General features: G+C 63.3%; 2 protein-coding genes. Both read right to left on the reverse strand.

Features of this window, described 5'->3' with window-relative positions:
• Positions 1–1119, reverse strand: a 1119-nt coding sequence (murJ, locus tag A2I95_RS32570) for a murein biosynthesis integral membrane protein MurJ (protein ID WP_291736491.1), incomplete at its 3' end; no start/stop codon positions are given.
• A partial coding sequence (locus tag A2I95_RS32575; protein ID WP_291736493.1) for an ACT domain-containing protein occupies positions 1116–2235 on the reverse strand: 1120 nt, incomplete at its 5' end. The genes A2I95_RS32575 and murJ, both read right to left, overlap by 4 nt.

Genomic DNA, 2235 nt, shown 5'->3' on the forward strand with positions numbered 1-2235 from the left:
GTAGAGCGGCTGCAAGACTTTTTGGAGCATGAAGGCCGGCAGGCCTGCGCCATAGATGGCGACAGCGATGGCGATGGCGGCCACATCCTCAGGTCCGGTGGCGCCGCGCTCATAAAGCACCGAGACCAGCGGCAGCGGCACGGTGATGAAGGCAACGGCGGAAGGCACGGCCAGCAGCAGCGAGAATTCCCCGGCGCGGGACAGGGCGTCCTGAGACCCGGCGCTGTCCCCGGCCCGCAGGCGGCGCGACAGGGCAGGCAGCAGCACGATGCCGACGGCGATGCCGACAACGCCCAGGGGCAGTTGATACAGCCGGTCGGCGATGAACAGCCAGCTGGCCGCCTTTTCGATGTCAGAGGCCACGTATTGCCCGACCACCAGATTGATCTGGGTGACTCCCATGGCCAGAGCAGCGGGCACTGCAACACGCATCAGGCTGCGCATTTCGGTGTTCCAACGGGGCAGACCGGGCCGCAAGGTTACACCAGCACGGGCGGCGGCGACCCAGACAAGCGCCAGCTGAGCGACGCCTGCCACCGGGATGGTCCAGACCAGCCACAGGACAACATCGCCGCCCATGAGAGCGCCGGCTGTCATCGCTGCACAGGCAAATATGTTGAGGAGCACCGGTGCGGCGGCGGCGGCGGCAAAGCGGCCGGTGGCGTTCAGAACCCCGGAAAACAATGCGGCCAGCGACATGAACAGGATGTAGGGAAAGACGACATAACCGTACCCCACTGCCATATCGAACCGCGCATCGCCGACAAAACCGCCGGCCGTCAGCCAGACCAGCCCCGGCATGAACACCATGCCGAGCCCAACCAGCGCCAGCACCGCAGCAGCAAGCAGGTTGAAGGCCTGCTGGGCATAAGTTCTGGCGTCCTCTCCGGCCTCATACCGCTTGGAAAAGGCTGGCACAAAGGCGGCGTTAAAAGCGCCTTCGGCAAAGAAGCGGCGGAACATATTGGGCAGGCGGAAGGCCACGATAAAGGCATCCAGTACCGGACCGGGGCCGATGAAGGCGGCAATCAGGATCTCGCGGGCGAACCCCAGCACGCGGCTGGCCAGCGTCCAGAACCCAACGGTCAGGAAGCCCGAAAGCAGTTTGATCGGTTTCATACATCCGCCCGTTTTGCGCCTGCGGTGATGGCCTCGCGCAGTTTCTTCTCCAAAGTCCGCTGTTTGGACTCCGCATAGTATTTCAGGCCGAACATGTCTTTGACATAAAAGGCGTCCACCACCTGCTCGCCATAGGTCGCGATGACTGCGTTAGCAATATAGACATTGGCGGCCGCCAGCGCCCGGGCCAGATCATAAAGCAGACCGGGCCGGTCGCGGGTGTCGACCTCGATGATGGTGTAGATTTCCGAGCCGTCGTTATCAAAGGTGATATGGGTCGGGACCTTGAAGGCGCGCTCCCGTTTCTTGATCTTGTCACGGGATTTCAGCGCGTCGCGGGTGATCACCTCGCCCTTCAGGGTCTTTTCAATCATCTGCTTAAGCCGGTGCAGGCGGATCGGGTCGAAAGGGTGGCCTTCGCTGTCCTGGATCCAGAAGGCGTCGGTTACATATCCGTCCTTGGTCGTATAGGAGCGCGCATCCACCACATTGGCCCCGACCAGCGCCAGCGCGCCGGCAATGCGGGCAAAGATGCCGGGGTGGTCTTCCATCACGAAACAAGCGCGGGTCGCATCCCGGTCGACGTCCGGATAGAGCCGGATCATCACCTCGCCCGCGTCGCCCTTGGCGATATAGTCGCGCAGCATCTCGGCGAAATCCACATGCGCGGTGATGTGCAGCCCGTGCCAATAGGGCGGATAGTGCCGGGCGGTTTCGGTTTTGAGATCGGCTTTGGACCAATCCTGCAACGCCTCGCGCAGGGCCTTCTTGGCCGAGGCGCCGCGGTGTTCGCGGTTCAGCGCCTCCATGCCGCCCTCAAGCGCTGCACGGGTCTGGCCGTAAAGCGCCCGCAGCAGGGCCGCCTTCCAATTGTTCCAGGTGTTCGGGCCAACGCCGCGGATATCGCAGACAGTCAGCAGCAACAGCAGATCCAGCCGTTTGACCGTTTGCACCGCCTTGGCGAAGTCACGCACCGTGCGCGGGTCGGCAATGTCGCGTTTCTGCGCCATGTCGGACATCAGCAGGTGATAGCGCACCAGCCATTCCACGGTCTCGCATTCGGATGGCTTCAGCCCCAGCCGCGGCGCCACCTTGCGGGCGATCTGCGCACCAAGG

Source organism: Leisingera sp. F5 (assembly GCF_001593695.1).